General features: G+C 54.0%; 7 protein-coding genes. 1 reads left to right on the top strand and 6 read right to left on the bottom strand.

The window, feature by feature from the left end; genetic code table 11:
- Positions 1–70 precede the first annotated feature (70 nt).
- Both abc-f and hisJ read right to left on the bottom strand, forming a co-directional pair.
- Complete coding sequence (gene abc-f, locus AC1DWB_RS13125; protein ID WP_477541520.1) at positions 71–1,687, bottom strand: ribosomal protection-like ABC-F family protein; 1,617 nt, start codon at positions 1,685–1,687, stop codon at positions 71–73.
- 280 nt (positions 1,688–1,967) lie between these two features.
- Positions 1,968–2,786, bottom strand: a complete 819-nt coding sequence (hisJ, locus tag AC1DWB_RS13120; RefSeq protein ID WP_477541519.1) for a histidinol-phosphatase HisJ — start codon at positions 2,784–2,786, stop codon at positions 1,968–1,970.
- A 108-nt stretch (positions 2,787–2,894) separates the two neighbouring features.
- Here hisJ and AC1DWB_RS13115 point away from each other — a divergent pair, with 108 nt between their 5' ends.
- The gene (locus AC1DWB_RS13115; protein ID WP_477541518.1) at positions 2,895–6,152 is read left to right on the top strand and encodes a DEAD/DEAH box helicase; all 3,258 of its coding nucleotides are present in this window, start codon (positions 2,895–2,897) and stop codon (positions 6,150–6,152) included.
- A 188-nt stretch (positions 6,153–6,340) separates the two neighbouring features.
- Here the strand turns inward: AC1DWB_RS13115 and AC1DWB_RS13110 are convergent, their stop codons facing one another.
- From AC1DWB_RS13110 to AC1DWB_RS13095, 4 genes are all read right to left on the bottom strand, one after another.
- Positions 6,341–7,336: a hydroxyacid dehydrogenase gene (locus AC1DWB_RS13110; protein ID WP_477541517.1), complete on the bottom strand. Its 996-nt coding sequence runs from the start codon at positions 7,334–7,336 to the stop codon at positions 6,341–6,343.
- Between the two features lie 18 nt (positions 7,337–7,354).
- Positions 7,355–12,592 carry a heparin/heparin-sulfate lyase HepB gene (gene hepB / locus AC1DWB_RS13105; protein WP_477541516.1) on the bottom strand — a complete coding sequence of 1,746 codons (5,238 nt, stop codon included), beginning with the start codon at positions 12,590–12,592 and terminating at the stop codon, positions 7,355–7,357.
- A gap of 135 nt (positions 12,593–12,727) precedes the next feature.
- Complete coding sequence (locus tag AC1DWB_RS13100; RefSeq protein ID WP_477541515.1) at positions 12,728–14,026, bottom strand: ABC transporter substrate-binding protein; 1,299 nt, start codon at positions 14,024–14,026, stop codon at positions 12,728–12,730.
- 185 nt (positions 14,027–14,211) lie between these two features.
- A complete protein-coding gene (locus AC1DWB_RS13095; RefSeq protein WP_477541514.1) occupies positions 14,212–15,585 on the bottom strand; it encodes an ABC transporter substrate-binding protein in 1,374 nt (457 codons plus the stop codon).
- Positions 15,586–16,180: the final 595 nt, after the last annotated feature.

Here is a 16,180-nt window from a genome sequence, read left to right as displayed (position 1 = left end):
TTCTCGATTGCTATAATGCAAAACGAACAACCAGCCTCGATCTTCCATAGAGGCTGGTTGTTCGTTTTGTTCAGGTAGTTAAGCTTTTCTTCATCGCCAACAGCTCAGCGAACCGAGCCTCCAGCTCTGTCTTGCTGTCGTGCTTGCTCGGTGTGGACAGCCTGCCCAACAGTTCGGTCAATTCCATATTGACGCGCATAAGCTGCTCATTCTGGAGGGTGTTGTCCATTCCGCTGCTCTCCGCCTGTCGACGATGCTCCATATACTCCGAATAGCTGCCCTGAAACCACCGCCATCGCTTATCCTCGATGAGGAGGAGATGGGTCGCTACCTCGTCAACGAGTGCCCGATCATGCGTACTGAAGAGCAGTGTCCCGGGATATTCCTTCAGCACTTGCCCCAGCTCTTCACGTGCGAACAAGTCCAAGAAATTGTTCGGTTCATCGAGCAGCAACACATTCGAATCGCTCATGAACAGCTTGGCCAGCGCGACCTTGACCTTCTCGCCTCCGCTCAGATCGCCGATGCGCTTGAACACGTCCTCGCGCCTCAGCAGCATACGGGCGAGCAGAGTTCGAATTCGCTCCTCATCGTATGCAGAGATACTCTTCACCTCGTCCAGTATCGTCCGATCTGCTTGAAGCCCCTCCAACTGTTGGTCATAGTAGCCCAGCTTGCAGGCTGGCGATCGGGTAATGCCATCCTGAGGCTCCTGATCCAGCAGCATCCGCAGCAGCGTCGTCTTGCCCGCCCCGTTCGCGCCGATCAAGGCTACTCGCATGCCGGGGCGAATGCTGGCATTCAGCGGCTCGAACAACAGACGGGTCCCGAACTGCTTACCCACCTGCTCCACCCGGAATACTTCCTTGCTGCGAATAGGTGCATGAACTTGCATGTCGAAGAGAGGACGATCCACCACACGCGGCTTCTCCTTCACTTCGAGCAATTCAATTCGCTTGTGGATGGCCTGTACCGCGCTGTCCACCTTCGCTTGTCTGCTGTTCGCTCGCTCCTTACCCAAGTTGGCTTCCTTGTAGCTCATCCGCGACGGTTTCTTCTTCATTTGGCGGGATGACTCCGCCTTCTGGATTGCAGCGCGTTCCAGCCGTCGTTTCTCCTGCGCATAATGCTCATATTCGACCATCGCTCGGTCGGTCCTGGCCTGCTTCTGTACACGATAATCGCTGAAGTTGCCTTTGTATTGGCGTATATGTCCTTCCTCCACTTCAATGATTCGGGTGCATACCGCATCGAGCAACGCTCGATCATGAGAGATCAATACGATTGCCCCGGTATATTCGGCGAGCGCTCTCTCCAACGCTGCAATGCCATCCATATCCAGGTGACTTGTCGGTTCGTCCGCGAGCAACAGATCCGCTTGCTGCTGTAGTGCCCGTTGAATACGCTCACGGGTTCGCTCACCCCCGCTAAGCCTGTTCGCCGAGTCTTGAAGCATCCCCGCCTCTTCTTCCTGGCGAATCTCAGCGAGAGTGCCTATCCGGCGAACCGTCCCGCCATCCGGCTGAAGCCGCCCGGCTAATACAGCCATCAGCGTCGATTTGCCTGCTCCATTCACGCCGACGATCCCGACACGCTCTTGTCGGTGAATGCGAAGCGCCTCCTCCAACCGGAATAGACATCTCTCCCCAATGTGACATTCCAGTTGCATAGCTTCCATAATTAACATAGAAAAACCTCCCTAGCGATCTAGAGAGGCCTTAGTATCCACATGTATACAAGCGTTCAACAAAGCATACACCAAATAACAACTTACCCGACATTCGTACAGTCGGAAAGCGTATTAAGGATAATGTTGTACACCGCATAATGAGCAGACTAATCCTATCTCTAGATCGAAACATTCATTTTGAGTTTTCGATTTGAGCATACGATTAGTTATCCATCAGCCGCGTACCTTACCCTTTCTTCCTTAATACCCCCAGTATAAGCTCACATCCAGACTCGAGTCAATGCTGGGCCGCTTGTTGTATGCCGTCCCAGCCGTAACTGACATGCTCCGACTTGTGCGAGTCCGAACCGTAGACGCAAGGGACGCCCGCTTCGATAGCCTGTTGCATGAACCAGTCCGGCACGTACACTTGGCCGCAAGTAGCTACGCGCAGACCTGCCGTATTAATGTCGAGTCCAACACCCGTCTTCACCAGCATCGGCAAGATCCGTTCCAGCCTGTCCCGAATCTGAGCTTCATCAATCGGCGGCAGCGCCAGTCGGAACTTCTCAATCAAGTTGATATGCCCGATCCGCTTGTCACACGGAAGACCGGCTGCGAACTGAATAGCTCGTTCTACATGATTGTAGTATTCGTCGACAACCTGCTCCATCGTGCCATAATGGCTCAATAGATTCGTTTCGAAGTCAGAAGGCTTATAATCGATACAGCGCATTCCCCCTTTGCCAGGCAAGTAATGCACAGATACGATCAGATCCTCTAACTGGGACAAGTAAGGGGCCAGGAAATCTCGGGTAAACGAAGTCGCCCCGTCCAAATAATCCAGCTCAAGACCAAGCCTTACGTCAAGCTTGCCTTCATACCGCTGCTTATGTTCCAGTACGTACTCTACATACGCCGGCAGTTCGCTCTGATCCATCGCCAGCTCCGCCATCAACACATCGTCATCCACCCATCGATCTGGCAATGGCGGGTGTTCCGTTACACTATATCGCGAAAATCCTTGTTCTACAGCCCGATCCAAATACAAACTCAACTCGTCCGGATTGCCATGCTTGCAAAACTTCGTATGTGTATGTCCATCCCATTTGATCATGGTTGCTCTGCCCCTCTCTCCACTGTGGCATTCCATTTTCTTAAGTTCCATTATAACACAGCAAAAGTGCTATAATGGGAACGAACATACGAACAGAAGGAGCACGCAATGAACAGTCTATTAACATTCGATGCCATCCTGCGTGTTTGCGGGAAGTCATCCTGTACGCATGGAACTGATTTCTACAAACAAGGGAAAGTAAGGCGTCTCTCCTTCGCCAAGTCCGAACAAAAATTCCACGCCATCGTATTAGGGACTTCCCAATATGAGGTCACAGCATCTATCGATGATAACGAGATTTGGGCGACTTGCACCTGTCCGATCTATGACAGCAACAACTATGTCGATGACTACTGCAAGCATATCGCCGCTGTATTAATAAGTATATTGAATACGGACCAGACCACGCTAACCCAATCTTCATCGTCAGATGTAACCTCTAGAGACAAGCAATTCGCTCAGAGCGTGCTTACAATCTTCAATCGGTCGACTCCATCCTTTTCGAACGCCCTTCCTACACTGAATAGGGCCGAAGGGAAGCAGCCGCTAGACGTGGAATATATTTGCCAAGCAACTGTGCACTCTTCACATGCCCATATGATCACACTTGATATGAAGCTGGGGCCGAAACGCCTCTATGTGCTGCAGAAAATTAAGGATTTCCTGCATACCGTGGAGAGAGGAGCACCTTTTACCTTCTCCAAAAACTTCACATATGACCCCCAAGATCACGTGTTCAAACAGCCCGATTGGGCCATTATACAACTGCTCCTGGAGGCGATACGCAATGAGAACGCCTACCGGGAAGCATTCGGTAATTCCTTCCCGACCAGCTACTCCGTGCGTAACGACCGCCTCCTCTATATCCCGCCCCATATGTGGGACAGGTTAGTACCTTTGCTGGGCGAGGAAGTGAACGTCACGTTCCAACACGGACTCTATTCGCACCCGAAGGTGGAGATCATTCAAGGCGAACCGCCGCTTCGCGCCGAATTGAGCAAGCCTGCCAGCACTTACTATCAGCTCGATTTTCATAATCTGGACCGGATTGAAGTGATGGAAAAGTACGGTTATGCGCTGGCCGAGGGCAAGCTGCACCAGATGAAACCTGCACAGTTGAAACGGCTTGCAGAGTTGAAGACAAGCCTCCACTATGCGCCGAACAAGCAGGTTCGGATGGAAGCGGAGGAGTTCGAGCCCCAGCTGAATACGATGATCCGGGGCCTCAAGAGTGTCGGCAGCGTCAGTATCGCCAGGCAAATCACGGAACGTATCGTCGACGTCCCGCTGCGAGCCAAGCTGTATCTGGACCGAATCCACGATACGCTGATAGCCGGACTTGAATTCGTGTACGATGATATGTCGATCAATCCGCTGGATTCGCATAAGGTAGTTGCCGAACCGAACCGGATTCTGATGAGAGATATAGAGCAAGAGGAGCGGCTGATGGGATACTTGGAGAAGGCTGGATTCCGTCGGGACGAGGGTCGGCTATGGCTTGAAGATGAGGATGCGGTGTATGAGTTTCTGTATCAGACACTGCCGGAGCTGGAGAAGCTAATGACCGTATACGCAACTTCGGAATTCAAGCCCCTCATTAACCGCTCAGTCACTACGCCCAAAGTATCGGTAGATTGGGATGAGAAGCTGCAGTGGCTGGAGGTGAAATTCGATCTGCCCGGCATGGCTGAGCCGGACATCCGCCATATCTTACGCAATGTCGTGGAGAAAAGGAAGTATGTTCGACTTCCGGACGGATCGTTCTTGTCTTTACAGAATGATGGATTCCGCGAACTTGAGCGGGTTATGCGAGATATGGACATTCGCAAAACCGAGATCAAGGGAAGCCGCATGCAGCTCTCGGTTGCTCGCGGGTTGCAATTGCTTGCTGGAAGTGAAAGCTCGCGCAGTCTGAAGCTTGGGAAATCGTTCCGCCAGTTACTGGCCAATCTAAGCAATCCGGATCATCTCGATTTCAATATTCCAGCTGAGCCAGGCGACATGATGAGAGACTATCAGAAATACGGCTTCCAGTGGATGAAGACACTCTCGCATTATCGGTTCGGAGGCATACTCGCTGACGATATGGGGCTGGGTAAGACCGTACAAGCGATTGCCTACATCGTATCGGAGCTGCCCAACATTCATTCCACTGGTGCCCCAGTCCTGATCGTATGCCCGGCTTCCTTGATCTATAACTGGCGCAACGAGATCATCAAGTTCGCCCCTAAGCTGCGGGCTGAAGTTGTCGCGGGTGCCAAGCAGGAGCGGACCGAGTTGCTTAACTCGCTGGCAGAGAAAGATGTGATTATCACGTCCTATCCGTTGCTTCGACGGGACATGGATCTCTACTCAGACGTAACGTTCCATACGTTGATTCTGGACGAAGCCCAAGCGATCAAGAACCATGCGACCCAAACCGCTCAGACCGTCAAGGAAATCCAGGCTGCGCAGCGATTCGCCCTAACAGGAACACCTGTAGAAAATTCGTTGGAAGAGCTGTGGTCGATCTTCGATGCCGTCTTCCCGGAACTGTTCACCGGGCGCAAGGCGTTCAATGAGCTTAGACGTGATGAGGTTGCCCGACGCGTGCGTCCGTTCATTCTGCGTCGCATGAAGCAAGATGTGTTGAAGGAACTGCCTGACAAGATCGAGACGCTGCAGACTTCCGAGCTCACTATCGAGCAGAAGAAGCTGTACATGGCCTATCTAGCCAAGCTGCAGAAGGAAACGAGCGAGCAGTTAAGCCGGGAAGGCTTCCAGAAAAGTCGGATGCGCATTCTCGCCGGCTTGACCCGGCTTCGCCAGCTGTGCTGCCACCCTTCCCTCTTTATCGAAGACTACACGGGCGATTCCGGCAAGCTTGAACAGCTGATGGACATAGTCGAGGAAGCCTTGAGCAGCGGCAAGCGAATCTTGCTGTTCTCACAGTTCACCAGCATGCTCAGTATCATCCGTAAGGAGCTGGAGAAGCGCGGCGAATCTTGCTTCTACTTGGACGGGCAGACCCCGGCTGCCGAGCGGGTCGAGCTGTGCCGCCGATTCAACGAAGGCGAGCAAGATCTATTCCTGATCTCGCTCAAGGCCGGCGGCACAGGGCTGAACCTGACCGGAGCCGATACGGTCATTCTGTATGATCTGTGGTGGAATCCTGCCGTGGAACAGCAGGCGACCGACCGAGCGCACCGGATCGGGCAGACGAATGTCGTGCAAGTGATTCGGTTGATCACTCAAGGTACGGTGGAGGAGAAGATGTACGAGCTGCAGCAGAAGAAGAAGGATCTGATCGACCAAGTTATCCAGCCGGGTGACGAGGCGCTGTCCTCCTTGTCGGAAGCGGACCTGAGGGAGATCCTGAGCATCTAGGAGGCTGTCCGACAAGCCGGACGAACACGACCCTAAGGCCGCCTTCGAGTTCATCTAGTGTTAGTCCGTAGGAAGAACAAGCTCGCTTCGGATGGAAATGTGTCGACTAATTGGAAAAGGAGCATAGCCAAGCAGCCGACTTGCCGGCTGCAGCTATGCTCCATCGTTTTTTCACCAGGTATTACATTCTAGGCAAGTGTACTCAGCTGCTCCTCGAGAACTTCGCCCTGAAGCGGCTCTCCTGCCACTAGCCGTTTCAATTCATCGATCGCGAACTGACCAACCCTCTTCACCCCGTTATTCACCGCCCCCGCTATATGCGGGATCAGGATACAATTCGGCAAAGTTCGAAACGGATGGCCCTGCGCAGGCGGCTCCGGATCGGTCACATCGAGACAGGCGAACAGCCGGCCTCGCTCCAGCTCCGCCACCAGCGCAGCCTCATCCACGATCGAGCCACGGGCCGTGTTGATCAATATCGCGTCGTCCTTCATAACGGCAAGCCGTTCCCGGTTGATCATCTTGTAGGTCGCCGGAAGCGACGGGGCGTGAATCGATACGACGTCGCTCGCGGCCAGAAGCTCCTCGAGCTCCGCTTTCTTAGCTCCCATAGCCGCCGCTTGTTCTGCCGTCACGATCGGGTCGTAGACGAGAATGTCTACGTCGAAATTACGTAGTAGACGAATGTAATGGCTGCCCGCTTTCCCGGTTCCGATGACACCTATGGTCACCTCGTACAGCTCGCGGATCTTCTCTCTGCCGGCGGCCCATCCGCCGCCTCGGGCCGACTGTGACAGCCGCCACATAGATTTAAGCGACGTGATCGTCAGGCCGAGCGCCGTCTCAGCAACACCTATGCCGAGCGGACCATTGGCGCTCGAGACACGGATACCCCGCTCCCATACGGCGGGCGTCACGATTCCTTTCACCGTGCCGGCGGCATGCAAGATCGCCCTGAGCCCCGGAGCGCATGCTAGCAGCTCCTCTGTCATGGCAGGACAACCCCAGGAAGTAATCGCCACGTCGGCTCCCTCCAGTATGCTCTTGTAGCCTTCTATCTCCAGCTTCCCATTCTCCAGGTTGCGGGTCACGGTGCCATACGTTTCCAGTTGGCTCCACTGGGAATCCCCGAATATCTTGTTTTGTATGACTGGCTGCGGCAATACCGCTATTTTCAATCCCATAGTCTCTCTCCATCACCCTTATTTAACAACCTTAACGATCAGCTTCGTGCTGGATGTCACGCCCGCCGCGTTCACGAGCTCGGCCCGGTATTCGTACGTGCCCGGCGGCTTATTCCTCACCGCCGTTACGGCGGATTGCGCTTGCGGCGTCCGGACAGCCATCGTCTGCGTATCGATCAGAGTGCCGTTCTCATATAATCGGTACGTTGTACCGTTCGTGCCCCACCACATGTTCATCTCGATCTGATAATTGCCGTCCCCGTCCCAGTTATTATGGGCAATGACCGGCTGGGCGGGAGCCGCCTGCGTGACAACGACGGTCAGGACGTCGCTTCGCGTCGTGCCATAAGCATTGCTGAGCTCCGCGTAATACCGGTATGTGCCGTTGTCCCTGTAGGTGACTGATGTTACGGTCGATTGGGCGTTCGGCCCGCGGTCGGCCAAACTTTTCGTATCGAACAGCACATCGTTTTCATACAGCTTGTAAGTAGTTCCGTTGTTGCCCCACCACATGTTCATCGTGACCGTATAAGTGCCGTCCCGTATTCCCATATCGCGCCCGTTGTCGTCCGACAAAACGGGTTTGCCGGGTGCTCCGGTGCTGCTCGCTACGATGTTGCTTACGGTAGCGGTTACGGTTCCGACGCGACCTGCCGAATCCGTAAATTCGAAAGTAAAGCTGCCGTTAGCGGTGAAGGTGTAGCGGTCCGAGCCACCGTTATTCTTAATCGTTACCTTCTCGCTGGGCGTTAAAATCGCCGTCACCGGCTCGCGGGTCGGTACTGTGCTGCTGTAAGCGATCGTCGCGGTCGGTGGCGATTTGTCGATCCCGACGATTAGCTGCTTCGGCGTCTCCACATTACCTGCACGGTCGACAGAACGGTAGTCCAGTACGTGCACCCCGTCCGTCTGCAGATAGACCGAACCGGTTACCGTCGTCCAGGCGCCTCCGTTCAGCCGGTACTCCGTCCGGTCTACCCCGGACAGCAGGTCATACACGTCGAACGTAACCGTCACATTACGGTTGTTAAAGGTACCTGGCCCGGTCACGCCGTCTGCCGCTGCCTTCGTAACTGGAGGCGCCAGGTCAGCGCTGCCCATATAGGTCAGCGTATACGTGCCCGCTTCCCCAGTAAAGTACAGGACTCCCCCGTCCTTGCTCACCTCTCCATACGTATCTCCGCTTCCGCCTGAGATTTTCCACGTACCGCTCGCGAGGTCCGTCACTACATACTGCCGCTCTCCTCCTCCGTATACGGCGAACGATACGGTTCCTTGCTCACGTACGCCGGACTTGCTGAACAATACCGCATAATCGGCGATCTCAGCTCCGACCATCTTCTCGGAGTCGATCGCTCCCGCCCGCAGCGGAGCAGTACCATCATTGTCCATCACCTGCAGCACGTTCAGGAAGCGGTCCGTCTCCCTTGGCACCGCCGGCGATATTTGCACCCGCCATGCTCCTGCCTCGATCGTATGCTTGCCTGGCGCTGACCGCGTCGCTTGCGGGTAATTCGTGCCGAACACGTCAAACTCGTGCCCCGGACCACCGATTTTCTCTATGTTTACGCCGCCCGGGCCCGGCAGAAGCGTCTCGTTCACCAGCTTCCCTTCGTACCCGTCTTCGCTGCGTACGATCGTCGTCGTGCTGCCGTTCACCTGCGGCTCCTCCATGCTATGCAGCAGCCAATACTTCTTGAAATTCGGATCGGACGCCTTCACCTTGTCGTACACGATCATCGCCGCCGGGTGATCGGCTTCTTTCAAGTTCAGGAAGACGAAGGAGCGCTCATACTGCTGCACCTTATCGGTATAAGCGGCGGTCAAGTCCCCTTTGATATAGCTAAAATTCGGCGATACCGGATCTGGTCCGAACTGCTGTCCGACGACCGGACTCATGTAGTAGTTTTTGCCGAGCAAATCTTCGAACTTGCCTGCTTCGGGCAGATGTCGCTGACCGCCGTCGTTCGCCCAGTCGCTGAACTGCGGATCCGCCGGATCGTAGACGAGCATCGCGTTATGTGCGATCGTCCGCTTGTAATAATGCCGGTCGTGATCGCTGCCGTATTGGCCGTTCGTACCGCCGTACATACCGGAATCGATCGCCAGACCACCCTTGTAATACAACTGGAATCCGCCAGCGTCGAGATGCTGATGGTTGCCGAACTGGTAGCTGCCGATTTTCATCTCGGCGACAACGTCGGGAGAACGGCCGCCTTGTCCGTCAGCCTCCCAGCCCGTTCGCGCAATCATCGTGCCATAAGGGAAGCCGAAGTAACGGGTAAGCGGCAGCTCGCCGGACGGCTTCGTCGGCAAGCTGGGATCGACGAACAAAATTTCCATCAACAAATCCGCCCCCGGCGTATATTGCCGCATGAATTCGTCCTGCAAATACGGATCCTTGTAATACGAAGCGGCAAGCATAAGCGCAGGCGTATATTTCCAATATACCCCAGGAGCGTTATTATGCCCATTGCCCGTATCGCCGTCGACGAGCATCTGGCCGTCCGGACGGCGCATGTAGATGCCGCGATAGATGACGTCTCCTTGCTCGGGAACGAAGACGCTGCCGTGCCCCATCCTATCGAACAGCCACTGCGCCCACAATTCCGGAACGTAACGGACGCCGAAGCCGTAAGAAGCCCCTTGATGATTCATGCCAGACAAATACCAGAAATTGCGCGCCGGCACATATTCTTCGAAAAACCGTTTGGCCGACAAATCATACATTTCCGGATCCTCGTCGTAAATCGCCGCTCCGGCGGTCAGGAAATCTTTCAGAAGCTGATTTTCCGAATTGTGCCCGGTAATCGTGCCGTACCGGATATTCGGATAGCCGATCTCCATCTTGCCGGCCAGCTGCTTCAAGCTTGCTATAATAGCTGTCTTCTCGCCTTCCTCCAGCAGCGCATAACACCAGTCGTAGACGAGCGCCGCCGCGAATATCGTGTCACCGATCGGCCGGAACGTATCGAGTCCGCCGTAGACGGCGGTATCCATGAAGTTTTGGATCGCCTCGATGGCCAGCCGTCCACTCGCCGTATCGCCCTGCAGCAAATATTTCATCGCGTTAAATTCAATAGCCTGCTTCGTACTGGCGGAGTAGTTGATGCCTCCCGGCGGAGGCGGATCGAGCCAGCCTGGCGGCTTGCCCATACCGAGATCGACGAGCTTCCAGCTCTGCCCGTCCGGTGAGACGTAAATGTCGAAATACGATACCCTCGTGTTGCCGCTGTACCAGGCGATGTCGATCTCGCTGACCGCATGGGCGGAGCCAAGGTCGTACACGATCCATTCTTCGGTCCCTTCGGCCGACCAGCGGGATTCGGCGTCCAGATTGCCGTCGATCGTGTTGTTGCCGTCATACTGCCGGTCTTGGCTGCTCCAGGAGGCGTTCTGCACCGGCAGCTTCACCTTCTCGCCCGCGGCGCCCTGCGAGTAAATTTCCGTTTCGGTGATCGAGTTCCATTGGTTGACCGCGTTGCCCCTGCCGATAAGCTTGACGTATCGGGCCTGTTCGGCGGCCGGGAACGGATAATTTTCGAATGCGAGCGTTGCGCCGCTGCTTACCCCTGTATAATCCGGAATGAGGCTGCCCTTAACAAGCTTCGTCCAGATCGGCTGGAAGTGCGGCGTGGCAATCTTGGCCTGCAGCTGCGTTACAAGCTCCGGCGTTACGTACAGCCGCGGATGTGCTGCCGGAGGCTTCGGTATACTTGCCTCCGTGACGTTGTCCTTGACCGGCATTTGCAGGTCGACTGACGTAAAACTGCCGCCGTTTACCGCTACGGGGAACGTCGTGGTGTAGAAGCCCGGCTTCACGGCGCGAGCCAAGTACCGTCCGTCCACTACCGGGCGATCGAGCGTAAACGTGCCGTCCGCCCCCGATACGGCGGCGCTGAGCGAGGCCGTGAAGCCCGCATCGCTATCGTCGTACAGCGAGACTGAGGCTCCGGCCACCGGTGTTCCCGCGCCGGGCACCCTAACTTTGCCGCCTACCGTATAGCGCGGTGCAGTGGTATCTTTCGCGAGCGCCAGATCGGCGCTGGCTGGATTCGTGCCCACTTCCACAGCGACCGTACCAGCGACGTATCCGTCCTTGGATAGCCTCACGACATAACTGCCGTCCTGAATACCCTTGCCAAACGTATACTTGCCGGCAGCGTTCGTCACCGCTTTATCAATCGGCTGCATAAAGCCCGTATCGGCCGCCATGTACAGGTAGGCGTTCACCCACGGTACCGGAGCCGCGTCTGCTGCATCGGTAACGATCCCTTGCAGCATCGTCTTGTCCGATAAGCTAACATCATCAAAGTACATGACCCCTACGCTGACAGACGAGGAGTACAAGATGACGGTCGCCTTCACGGCGCCCGGCGGCGCGACCATCGTCGCCGTTACCGTCTGCCATAAGCCTTGGGTAACGCCCTGCCCTTTGCTCACCTGATCAAGCTGTATGCCCGCCGCATTGTAGAAGCGCAAATAGACCGCAGCAGAGCCGCTGTCCACCCGCACTCTCGTCTCTACCGTGTAGCTTTTGCCGGGAACGACTGGGAACTTGTCGCTTTCCATGCCGAACGAGCTCTGGGCGCTGTTGTCATCAATCTTCAAGCTGCTTGCACCCGAAAATTTCGGATCGGCGACTACCGTCATCCGCTGGGCGCTGCCATAAGCGGGATTCCAATGCTGAAGCCCCGACTCGAAGCCTCCGTTCGCGATTAGGCTCACTGCACTCAGACTGACATTATCAAAATAGACACGGCCTACGTTGACCATGCTGGTAGCCAGCACGACGGCCACTTCCGTCGCCCCCGCAGGCGGCTCCGAAGATATCATAATGTCGCTCCAGGCGCCTAAGGGTGTCGACTTCGACGACGATATGCTTTTGATCATCGTCCCGGCAGCGTCGTAAAAATACAAATAGATCATGCCGTTTCCGCTAATGATGTTAACTTTGGCTGACGCCATGTACTGCTTTCCCGGCGTGACCGGCTGCCGTCCGCTGATAACGGCGTACCCGGAGGTGGCTTCCTTGTCCTCGATTCTCAGACTAAAGCCCCCGGACTGATAATGCTCGCTTGTGACCACCATATTGGCGGCATTGCCATACAGGGGGCTCCAGCCCACAAGTCCTGACTCGAAGCCCCCGTTCGTTAGTGGCATCGCTTCGGCCTGGACTTGCGCCGACAGCGGCGGCAGCATACCGAGGGACAGCAGCAGCACAAGCATCCATAACGTTACTTTTCTCTTCATCATCTAAACTCCTCTCGATTTCAGATTTTAGATTTCAAATGAGCTGGTCTTGGATAACGGCACAAGCAGAGGAACTTAAGCAGTCCCCCGGCTATGCCTAATTTATTACGCTAAGAGCGACTTATCCGGTATTACCGGCTATTTCTGGCTCTTAAGCTTCCCGATCTCGGCCTTCAGACGCTCGTCGAACTCGCGCAGAGCCGTGTTCATATCGGCCCCTCCGTTTGCTACTTTCAGGAAAGTTTCCGCCAGCCAGTTCTGCTGATTAAGGCCCGCTATGTCGACTAAGTCGGCTTTCCGCTTCGGTGTAAACGTAACTGGCGGGTAAAAGTTAATGGCATTCATGTTTTTCTTGTTATAAATCGGGTGATCTTTGCCAAGCGCGTCCTTGACTTCCTTCTTAGCAAGCGTCGTAGGCAGCCCTCTCTTGGAATCTTCCATCTGCATCTCGTCGGTCAGCATCGCTGTAATAATCTCGAACGCCTCCTCCTTGTGCGGGGTCGCATTCGTAAGCGACCAGTAAGCCGGACCACGCTGCGGCATCAGCTTCGGCGCCCCTGTCTGCAGCGGATAAGACACGATGTCCCAGTTTACTTCAGGCGGAATGGTAAGGTACACGCTGTGCTGGTTAATCATCATCGCGACGTTGCCTTTGCTGAACGCCGTACTTTCCGCCGCAGCCGTCTTCTCGATTGCATTGTTCGGAATTTCGTAAAACCGTTTGAGATTCGCAAACATCGTCTTCCATTTCTCCATATCCGCCAGCTGGTCGGCGTTCGGATCCAGGATCGGATGGGAGAACGGATTGTCCCTAAGCATGGCCGTCGTGTTGGCGCTGAATCCACGATAAGTCGTGCCGCCGTCGGTCCGCGACATTTTTTTGGCGAGCTCGTATACTTCATCCCATGTCATGCCGTCCTTCGGATAAGGCATCCCGAACTTGTCGAACAGATCCCTGTTGTAATAAAGCGCTTGCGGAAAATAAGGCGGAACCGGCAATCCGTACAAAGCGCCTGTACGGCCGACCGTAAGGATTTCATCGATGAATACTTTGTTGAACCGAGTCATATCGTATTTGTTCTTCTTAACTAATTCGTTCAGATCAAATCCGATCTTCAAATCCAAATATTCGCTATACAGCGACGGAATGTCGGTCCGGATAATATCCGGTATATTGTTTTGGGCGACCAGGTCGGTGATTGTCGATCCTTTCGCTGATTGAATATATTCGATCGTGACATGCGGAAACTTCTCCTTCAACATGCCTCTGAACCGTTCGTCGAACTCCTTCGCCGTTACGCCGTTTGTAAATATAGTGAGCGTAATCGGTTTTTTCGTCTTTACTTCCGCCTGCTCCCCGGCTTTGCCGCATGCCGAGACCAACACGGTCCCGATTAGTGCAAGCACGACCCCAACATTTTTTATGTTCGTTTTCATGTTTTCGTTAAACCTCCGTAATCTTGATTTGAACAATAGACTGAATATTCAAACATTAATTGATATGGAAAGCGCTTACACTGTGCCGCATTCAAGTATTCCTTATCCTTTGTCCCGGCCCCGTACCGGAGGAGGAGGCCTGCCAATCGGCATAACTCTCCTCTTTCCAGCTTCAAGTGTCCCGCCTACCCCCACAGCTCCTCAAGCCGATTGCAAAATTGCTCCTCGTCGTCGAAACCGGCCATGTACATGCGCAATTCCCAAGCAAGCTTCTGAATCTCCGCCTCCCCGATCATGAGAACGTTGCAGGTACGTAGCGACGGTAAGATCTCGCGAAACAGCGAGAACCGTGACGGCCTGGGCAGCGTCTCCTCCCCTACCCATTCCGCCGCCGGCTTCGAAGCAGGAATCGAGTATGTATGGCGGCGAATAGCGAGCTGAGTGTCATAGGACGTCAAGTAATTAACCAGCGTTCGAGCAGCGTCGTGCACTTGCGTATTCCGATTTATTGCAAGACCGATGTTGACGAGCAGCGTCTTCGGATCGCCCGTGTGCGGAATTGGCGATATATCGAACGAAAGCTCCGAATTCCGATACATATTGAGTCGAAAATAAGAGGTTAGGATCATGGACACCTTATTCTGGAGAAACAGCTGCTCCGTATCGTAATCCCTTGTTATGCTGCCATCGAACAAAATCGGGCACCGTTCCTTCAGCGTCCTCCCCAGCCGGAGCAACTCGCTCATGCTCCGTCGATCGATGCACAGCTTGCCGTCTTCTCCCCGGTTGAACGAGATGCCGTGCTGCAGAAACAGCAGCGGGAACCGATTCAGCGAGTAGAACAAATAAGCAAGGCCGACTCTTTCCTTCGGCACCTCGAGCCTGGACGCCGCTTCGATCAGATGCTGCCAGGTCCACAAGCTGTCCGGCTCCGGCAGGTTGATCTCGAGAAAGTGATTGCGGTTGTAACACAGGACGACCGGCGAGAAGACGAACGGCTGTACGAGTACTTCTTCCCCGACCCGGAAACCCTCGGTCAAAAACGGGTACGCATCACTACTTGGTACCTGCGGCTGCAAGTAGCCCAACCCGTCCGTCTCCTCAAGCTCCCGGAACATACTGTGATTGAATGTAACGACATCAAGCATCCCGTTATCCATATATTGCTTGATGACATTCAAGCCGCTTCCCGGCAGCACCACCTCCTGAACGTTGATGTGCGGATATTCCGCCCGGAATCTTGCCAGCAGCTCCGGCAAATCGGTTTCGTCAACGATCGTATTGTGATAGCCAAACTTGACCGTAACGTTCTCAGATTGCGCAGGGGCTGTAATTTTATTGCCGACCCGTGGTATTTTCTCGATCAATCCTTCGGCTACCAACACTTCCAGTCCTTTGCGCACCGATTGGTTGCTTAACTGGTACTGGGTCGCCATGTCTTTCTCCGGGGGCAAAAACTCCCCGTCAACTCGTTTGCCGCTTCTAATCTCGTTTCGCAAGATGCCGACCATTTCATCCAACCGTGATTGAAACGTTAATCTACTTGGACGTTTCCCCATTCAATTCCCCACCATTCCGACTGGCCGGCTGTCTGAACCCTAGTTATGGTGCTCGGCGCAGCTCGCCCTATTACCTAGATCGTAATGTACGCGTAATATGCTGTCAATTGCAGTCGGACGGTTCGGCTTGCTGCCTTACGACTATGGTCTATGTCATAGCGCCGACTTCACGTGATCGTAAGCGCTTTAGATTTTGAATCAGATGTACAAAAACAGTCATTATTCTTATGAAATTGGTATCTGTATGTATGACTTGATGTATACATGGCGAGGTCAGGTAGCCGAGGTGTTACTATACAAATTACAATTCCATGATCTGATGTGTTTCCGATTAATGAATCAATCTTCCGATCAATAAACTCTTATCATGTAATGTATATGAGGTTTGTTAATTCGAATGATACAGCCATTTCTTCGGTACGTCAATACAAAAATGATGAATTTCGGCCCGTTTTTTCCCTATATCTTGGAATAAATCTTTCCATATTCGAATATCTATGAATGATATAAACATTAAAGGAGTTAAAAATCAACCAAACCAATCCATATTAATAACCATATACAAATCACAAAATTCACTTTCATTACTATTCCC

Source organism: Paenibacillus sp. P4_E11 (assembly GCF_056401635.1).
The sequence above is the reverse complement of the archived record's forward strand: the minus strand, read 5'-3'. Positions and strand labels throughout refer to the sequence as shown.

Excerpts from the sequence above, each read along its gene's own strand:
- abc-f (WP_477541520.1), bottom strand. The coding sequence starts at position 1,687 with ATGTTAATTATGGAAGCTATGCAACTGGAATGTCACATTGGGGAGAGA.
- hisJ (WP_477541519.1), bottom strand. The coding sequence starts at position 2,786 with ATGATCAAATGGGATGGACATACACATACGAAGTTTTGCAAGCATGGC.
- AC1DWB_RS13115 (WP_477541518.1), top strand. The coding sequence starts at position 2,895 with ATGAACAGTCTATTAACATTCGATGCCATCCTGCGTGTTTGCGGGAAG.
- AC1DWB_RS13110 (WP_477541517.1), bottom strand. The coding sequence starts at position 7,336 with ATGGGATTGAAAATAGCGGTATTGCCGCAGCCAGTCATACAAAACAAG.
- hepB (WP_477541516.1), bottom strand. The coding sequence starts at position 12,592 with ATGATGAAGAGAAAAGTAACGTTATGGATGCTTGTGCTGCTGCTGTCC.
- AC1DWB_RS13100 (WP_477541515.1), bottom strand. The coding sequence starts at position 14,026 with ATGAAAACGAACATAAAAAATGTTGGGGTCGTGCTTGCACTAATCGGG.
- AC1DWB_RS13095 (WP_477541514.1), bottom strand. The coding sequence starts at position 15,585 with ATGGGGAAACGTCCAAGTAGATTAACGTTTCAATCACGGTTGGATGAA.